Here is a 6,236-nt window from a genome sequence, read left to right as displayed (position 1 = left end):
GGCGCCGCCGCGCCCGGCGCACCCGCTGCTGCCGGACGCCCCCGTGCAGCGCGGCGCCCTCGCCGCCGTGTGGGGGCCCGCGGGCTCGCCCGGCCGCACCACGGTCGCGACCACCCTGGCCGCCGAGCTCGCGGCGCTCGGCCGCACCACCCTGCTCGCCGACGCCGACACCTACGCCGCCGGGATCGCCCAGACCCTCGGCGTCCTCGACGAGGCCCCCGGGCTGGCGGCCGCCTGCCGCTCGGCGTCCGCGGGCACCCTCGATGCCACGATGCTCGCGCGGCTGTCGCCCACGGTGGCCCCGCACCTGCGGGTCCTCACCGGCATCACCCGGGCCGACCGGTGGCCGGAGCTGTCGAGCTCGTCGCTGGAGCAGGTGTGGTCGGTGGCGCGGGAGGTCGCGGCGTTCACCGTCGTCGACACCGGGTTCAGCCTCGAGCGCGACGAGGAGATCGTCTACGACACCCTCGCGCCGCGCCGCAACGCGGCGACGCTGTCGGCCCTCGAGGCGGCCGACGTCGTCCTCGCCGTCGGGGCCGGCGACCCGGTCGGCCTCCAGCGGCTCGTGCGCGGCCTGGGCGAGCTGGCCGAGGCCGTGCCCCACGCGGCCCCCCGCGTGGTGGTGACGCGGGTGCGCGCGTCCGCCACCGGCAGCGACCCCCACCGGCGCGTCGCCGAGGCGCTGCAGCGCTACGCGGGCGTCACCCAGGTCGTCACGGTCCCCGACGACCGCGACGCCCTCGACGGCGCCCTGCTCGCGGGGCGCTCGCTCACCGAGCACGCGCCGTCCTCGCCCGCCCGGCTCGTGGTCGCCGACCTGGCGGCCCTGCTCGCCGGCAACCGCCCGGCCGCGGGCAGGTCCGGCCGCGGGCGCCGCCGCCGCACCCCGGCATGATGGGCGCGTGAGCACACCCGCGCCCGACGCGCCCGCCCCCGACGTCCTGGTCGTCGACTGGGGTGGCGTCCTCACCGTCCCCCTCGCGCAGGCGTTCGGCGGCTGGGCGCAGGCCGAGGGCGTCCCGATGGAGCTCTACCGCGACACGTTGCGCGAGTGGGGTTTCGTCGAGCCGGCACCGGCGCGCGGCACCGACGAGGTGGCGGGCGGGTCGCTCGGCGGCGACCTCGCGGCCGGGCCCGTCGCGGCGCTCGAGCGCGGCGAGCTGCCCCGCGAGGACTTCGAGCGGCTCCTGGCGGGCGAGCTGGTGCGGCGCGGGGTCGAGGTGCGGGCGGACGGGCTGCTCGACCGCATGCTCGGTGGCCTCGACGCCCCCGAGCCGCGCATGCACGACCTGGTGCGCGCAGCGCGCCGCGCGGGGATGCGCACGGCGCTGCTGTCGAACTCGTGGGGCAACACCTACGACCGCACCGGCTGGGACGAGATGTTCGAGGTCGTCGTCATCTCCGGCGAGGTCGGCATGCGCAAGCCGGAGGCGCGCATCTTCACCCGCACCGCCGAGCTGCTCGGGGTCGAGCCGTCCCGCTGCGTGATGGTCGACGACCTGCCGTCCAACGTCGCGGGCGCCGAGGCGGTCGGCATGCACGCCGTGCTGCACCGCGACGTCGACTCGACCCTGCGCTCGCTGCGCGAGCTGACCGGTCTCGACCTCGCGACGTGACGTAGGGCACGCCGCGCCCCGGTTCCCTGGGTGCGGGCTGGTGCCGCTGACTAGGGTGCGAGGACGCGCCCGCCCGGGCCGGACGGAAGGAGGCGGGCGGTGACCAGCCGGCTGACGCCGCTCGACGTGTCGTTCCTGTACCTCGAGGAGCCCACGACGGTCATGCACGTCGGCTCCGTCATGGTCTTCGACCCGCCCGAGGGCGGGTTCGACTTCGACGTGCTGGCGCGGCACATCGCCGCGCGCATCGCCTTCGTGCCCCGGTACCGCCAGCGCGTCCGCCAGGTGCCGGGACGCCTCGCCAACCCGCTGTGGGTCGACGACCAGCGCTTCGACCTGAGCTACCACGTGCGCCGGTCGGCGCTGCCGCGCCCGGGGACGATGGCCCAGCTGCGCGACCTGGTGGCCCGCGTGATGCCCCGCCACCTCGACCGCAGCCGGCCGCTGTGGGAGGCGTACGTCGTCGAGGGGCTCGAGGGCGGCCGGTTCGCCGTGGTCACCAAGTCGCACCAGGCGCTCGTCGACGGCGTGAACGCGGTCGAGCTGTCGCAGGTCGTGCTCGACGACACCCCCTCCGCCACACCGGCTCCCACCGACACCTGGACCCCGGACCGCGAGCCGTCGCTGGTCGAGCTCATCACGGGGGCGGTCGCCGACGCCGTCCAGGCGCCGACCCACGTGCTCGACACCGTCCGCACCGGTGCGGCCGACGTGCGGGTCAACGTCGAGAAGGTGGTCGGGGCGCTGACCAGCGTGGTGCGCACCGCCACGAGCCCGGCGCCGGAGTCGCCCCTCAACGTCGTCATCGGCGAGCACCGTCGGTTCGGGACGGTGGCCACCGAGCTCGAGACCTACCGCGAGATCAGGGCGTTCCACGCCACCGGCGGCCGGCGGCGCGGCAAGGCGGCCGCCGAGGCGGCGCCGATCACCGTGAACGACGTCGTGCTGGCGACCCTGACCGGTGCACTGCGCGAGTGGATGCTCACCCGGGGTGCGCGCGTGGCGCCGACCACGACCCTGCGGGCGATGGTGCCGGTGGGTGTGCGGTCCGACGACCCGCGCTCCGGCGAGCGGGTCGCGCGGGTCGAGCAGCTGCTGGTCGACCTCCCGCTGGGGGAGCCGAGCCCGACGGTGCGGCTGCAGCAGATCGCCTACCGGATGAAGGCGCACGCCGACACCGGTCGCGGCCTGCCCGCGCGGCGGCTGGCCGAGGTCGGCGGCTTCGCGCCCGCGACGCTGCACTCCGTGGGAGCCCGTGTGGCCAGCGGGCTCTCGCGACGGGTGTTCAACCTGCTGGTGACGAACGTGCCCGGGCCGCAGCACGCCCTCTACGCCGCGGGGGCCGAGCTGGTCGAGACCTACCCGGTGATCCCGCTCGCCAAGGGGCAGGGGCTCGCGGTCGGCCTCACCTCGTACAAGGGCGGGGTCTTCTACGGGCTCAACGCCGACCGCGAGGCGATGCCCGACCTCGACGTGCTGGCGCAGTGCGTGTCCGAGTCGCTCGAGGAGCTGCGGGGGACCGTGCGGTGAGCCGTCGGCGCTGGGGGCTCGTGCTCGGGGGCGGTGGCGTGCTCGGCGGCGCGTGGACCGTCGGCGCGCTGGGGGCGCTCCAGCAGGTGCAGGGCCTCGACCCGCGCGAGGCCGACCTCGTGATCGGCACGTCGGCGGGGTCGCTCACCGCGGCGCTGCTCGGCGCCGGCGTCAGCGTCGAGGAGCTCACCGCCCACCAGCTCGGCGAGACCGCGCGGTCCGGCCCGCTCGCGCGGATCGGCTGGGACTACGAGACCGCGACCGGTGGTGCCCTGCCCCCGCGCCCGCGCGCCGGGTTCGGCTCCAGGACGCTGGTGCGGCAGGGGGCCGCGAGGCTGCGGCACCTGCCCCCGACCGCCGTGCTCGCAGCGCTCGCACCGGAGGGGCGGGGGACGCTGGCGACGGTCGGGAAGCTCGTCGCCGACGTGCAGGAGCAGGTCGGCGCGCGCGTGGACGGCTGGTCGCCGCACCCGGGCGTGCGCGCCGTCGCGATGGACTTCGACACCGGCCGCCGCGTCGCGTTCGGCGACCCGGCCGAGCCGCCGGCCTCGCTGGCCGACGCCGTGATGGCCTCGTGCGCGATCCCCGGCTGGTACGCGCCGGTCGTGCTGCACGGCGTCCGCTACATCGACGGGGGCGCCGCGTCGTCGACGAACATCGACCTGGCGGCGGGGCACGACCTCGACGAGGTCTTCGTCCTCGCGCCGATGGCGTCGTTCGCGGTCGACGACCCCCGGGGCGTGACCGCCAGGCTGGAGCGGGCGTTCCGCGCCCGGGTGACCCGCCGGGCGCTGCGCGAGGTGGCGAAGGTGCACGCCGAGGGCACCGACGTCACGGTCCTCGGCCCGGGCGTGGCCGACCTCGAGGCGATCGGCGCCAACCTGATGGACGTGAACCGTCGCCGCCACGTGCTCGAGACCGCGATCCGCACCAGCGCCGAGGCGCTCGAGGACCCCGAGCAGCTGGAGGCCCTGGTCGACCGCGTGGGGGCCGCAGCGGACGAGCACGAGCTGCACGACGAGGAGGCCGGCTGATGCGCGTGTTCCTTCCGGGCACGGGACCGCTGCTGTCGCAGTGGGTCTCGGCGGGCGAGGTGGTGGTGGAGCTGACGGCGCACGCGGTCACGCCGGCGCTGCGCGAGTGGTACACCGAGGGCGACGCCGAGGAGCTCGAGTACGCCGCGATGGTCGAGGCGGCCGAGGCGTCCCTGCGGCTGCTCGGCGACGACCCGTCGGCGCCGCGGCGGCGGGTGGTGCTGGCGGCCGACGTCGACGTCGCCATCACGCTGCCGGACGGTGACGCCGGACCGCGCTCGCAGGTGCTGCTGCCGGGTCCGGTGGCCTGGTCCGACGTCGTGAGCATCCACGTCGACGAGGAGGACGCCGCCACCGACGTCGCCGCGGCGGTCGAGGCGGTCGAGGCGGCCGACGCGGGCGACGACGACGCCCAGTTCGTCGTCGACGGCGCCGAGGGGCACGACCTGCTGTGGTTCGACGTCACCGAGACCTCGCTCGTGCTCACCGACCTCGAGGTGGGTTGAGGCGCAGGTGGTCTGGCGCGTCGACGACCTGCGGGTGCCGGTGGTGCAGGCGCCGATGGCCGGCGCGGCGGGTGGCGCGCTCGCCGCGGCCGTCACCCGCGGCGGTGGCCTCGGGACCCTCGGCGTCGCCCCGTCGTCCACGGTCGGCTGGTTGCGAGAGCAGGGTGGGATCGCTGCTGCCGCAGGCGATTTCGGCGTCGGACTGATGGCCTGGGTGCTCGAGACCCGTCCGGAGCTGCTCGAGGCCTGCGTCGACCTGGCGCCGGCCCTGGTGAGCGTGTCCTTCGGGCCGTTCGAGCGCTTCCTCGATCCGCTGCGCGCCGCGGGGTGCGCGGTCACGACCCAGGTCGGGACGGTCGAGGAGGCCCGCCGGGCCCTCGACGCCGGCGTCGACCTGCTCGTGGTGCGCGGCAGCGAGGCGGGCGGTCACGGCCGCGACGCCGTGGCGACGCTGCCCCTGCTGCAGGACGTGCTCGACCTCGCCGACGTGCCGGTGCTGGCGGCGGGCGGGATCAGCGGGCCGCGCGGGGTGGCGGCCGCGCTGGCCGCCGGTGCCGCCGGCGTCTGGGTCGGCACGGCGTTCCTGCTCTGCCCCGAGGCGACGACGAGTCCGGTTGTGCGGGAACGGCTCCGGAACGCCGGCCCGGGTTCGACGACCTACTCGTCCGTCTTCGACCGGGGTCAGCGGCTCGCCTGGCCGGCCGAGTACGGCGGCCGGCACCTGCGCACCGGGGTGACCGACGAGTGGGCGTCCCGCGTGGACGAGCTCGACTCGGACGACGCGGTGCTCGCGCGGATCGAGGCCGACCGCGCAACGGCCGGTGAGGCCGCGCCGGTCTACGCGGGCGAGGGCGTCGGCGCACTGCACCTCGAGCGGCCGGCGGCCGACGTGGTGGCGGAGCTCGGGACGGGCGTCGACCTGCTGCGTGCCGCCGCCGACCGGCACCGCCCCGCCTGAGCGTCGCGTGCGGTCAGTCGCGCGGGCGCACCGAGCCGTCGAGGCTGCGCAGCAGCAGCTCGAGGGTGTCGTGCCGCGAGGCGCCCGTCTCCTGCGTCCACGACCAGCCCGAGTACAGCGCGCACCACAGCACGTTGACGATCCACGCCGGCGGCTGGGCGGGGTCGATGCTGCCGTCGTCGTGGCCGCGGGCGCACACCCGCAGCGAGGCCTCGCCGTCGTCGCCCGGCACGACGCCGGCGTCGAGGGCGACGACGCCGTGGAACACCAGGGCCAGCACGTCGCCGAGGTCGAAGTACTCGCGGCACAGGCGCAGCAGCGCCTCGCGGCCGGTGCCGTCGTCGAGCCGCGCCCGGTCGTGGGCGGCCACGACCGACCGCGCGCACTCACCGGTGACGCCGGCGACCAGGTCGGACCGCTCGGGGAAGTAGCGGTGCAGGGTGGTGCGACCCACGCCGGCGGCCTCCGCGACGTCACCGAGGCTCGCCGACGGGTCGGCCGCGAGCGTGCGCACGGCGGCGCCGAGGATCGCCTGGCGGGTGCGGGAACGGGCCCCGGTCTCGACCTCGGTCACGCGACGCAGCATAGGCGC

At 76.6% G+C, this 6,236-nt stretch carries 7 protein-coding genes; 6 read left to right on the top strand and 1 reads right to left on the bottom strand.

Going from position 1 to position 6,236, the window contains the following annotated elements:
- The 6 genes from ACYVKY_RS20220 to ACYVKY_RS20195 form a co-directional block, all read left to right on the top strand.
- Positions 1–895 (top strand): AAA family ATPase (locus ACYVKY_RS20220; protein ID WP_460436785.1); only part of this gene is annotated, 895 nt, incomplete at its 5' end.
- Positions 896–902: 7 nt separating this feature from the next.
- Positions 903–1,616, top strand: a complete 714-nt coding sequence (locus tag ACYVKY_RS20215) for an HAD family hydrolase (RefSeq protein WP_460436784.1) — start codon at positions 903–905, stop codon at positions 1,614–1,616.
- 99 nt (positions 1,617–1,715) lie between these two features.
- Entirely contained in the window at positions 1,716–3,146 is a 1,431-nt protein-coding gene (locus ACYVKY_RS20210; RefSeq protein WP_460436783.1) for a WS/DGAT/MGAT family O-acyltransferase, read from the top strand.
- Positions 3,143–4,180 carry a patatin-like phospholipase family protein gene (locus ACYVKY_RS20205; protein ID WP_460436782.1) on the top strand — a complete coding sequence of 346 codons (1,038 nt, stop codon included), beginning with the start codon at positions 3,143–3,145 and terminating at the stop codon, positions 4,178–4,180. The genes ACYVKY_RS20210 and ACYVKY_RS20205 overlap by 4 nt, the downstream gene beginning before the upstream one ends.
- Positions 4,180–4,686: a DUF6912 family protein gene (locus ACYVKY_RS20200; protein WP_460436781.1), complete on the top strand. Its 507-nt coding sequence runs from the start codon at positions 4,180–4,182 to the stop codon at positions 4,684–4,686. The genes ACYVKY_RS20205 and ACYVKY_RS20200 overlap by 1 nt, the downstream gene beginning before the upstream one ends.
- Positions 4,687–4,693: 7 nt before the next feature.
- Positions 4,694–5,644, top strand: coding sequence for an NAD(P)H-dependent flavin oxidoreductase (locus tag ACYVKY_RS20195; protein ID WP_460436780.1), 951 nt, complete (start codon positions 4,694–4,696; stop codon positions 5,642–5,644).
- Positions 5,645–5,657: 13 nt separating this feature from the next.
- On the opposite strand, the gene ACYVKY_RS20190 is transcribed toward ACYVKY_RS20195, so the two are convergent.
- On the bottom strand, positions 5,658–6,218 hold the full coding sequence (locus ACYVKY_RS20190) for a TetR/AcrR family transcriptional regulator (RefSeq protein ID WP_460436779.1): 561 nt from the start codon (positions 6,216–6,218) through the stop codon (positions 5,658–5,660).
- Positions 6,219–6,236: the final 18 nt, after the last annotated feature.

Source organism: Angustibacter speluncae, from assembly GCF_054777815.1.
The sequence above is the reverse complement of the archived record's forward strand: the minus strand, read 5'-3'. Positions and strand labels throughout refer to the sequence as shown.